Origin of the sequence: Pseudarthrobacter siccitolerans (assembly GCF_001046895.1) — a bacterium.
Lineage (GTDB): Bacteria > Actinomycetota > Actinomycetes > Actinomycetales > Micrococcaceae > Arthrobacter > Arthrobacter siccitolerans.
The window spans coordinates 1-636 of the sequence record NZ_CAQI01000008.1; the positions used below are offsets into that span (position 1 = coordinate 1).

Sequence of the window (636 nt, forward strand, 5' to 3'; positions counted from 1 at the left end):
TGCCCTACACCTCCTACGAAAAAGGCGTCAGCCCCTTCGTCACCTTCTTCGGCTCCATCGGCATCCAGGGCGTGGACGTCATCATGAACCTCGTCGTCCTCACCGCCGCCCTGTCCTCCCTCAACGCCGGCCTCTACTCCACCGGCCGGATCCTGCGCTCCATGTCCGTCAACGGCTCCGCCCCCAAATTCGCCTCCCGCATGAACAAAGCAGGCGTCCCCTACGGCGGCATCGCCATCACCGCCGGCGTCTCCCTCCTGGGCGTCCCCCTGAACTACCTCGTCCCCGCCCAAGCCTTCGAAATCGTCCTCAACATCGCCTCCGTCGGCATCATCATGACCTGGGCCACCATCGTCCTGTGCCAGATCCAACTCAAACGCTGGGCCGACAAAGGCTGGCTCGAACGCCCCTCCTTCCGCATGTTCGGCGCCCCCTACACCGGCTACCTCTCCCTGCTCTTCCTCGCCGGCGTCCTCATCATGGTCTTCATCGACTCCCCCCTGACCATGCTCGTCACCGCCATCGCCTCCGCCCTCATGGTCTTCGGCTGGTACGCCTGCCGCAAACGCATCCGCGAAATCGCCGAAACCCGCGAAGGCCACACCGGCCTCTCCCCCGTCATCGCCAACCCACCCG

General features: G+C 65.1%; 1 protein-coding gene. It reads left to right on the forward strand.

Annotated elements, in window-relative coordinates:
• The coding region (locus ARTSIC4J27_RS00045) for an amino acid permease (RefSeq protein ID WP_152683723.1) at positions 1-636 on the forward strand (636 nt) is incomplete at both ends.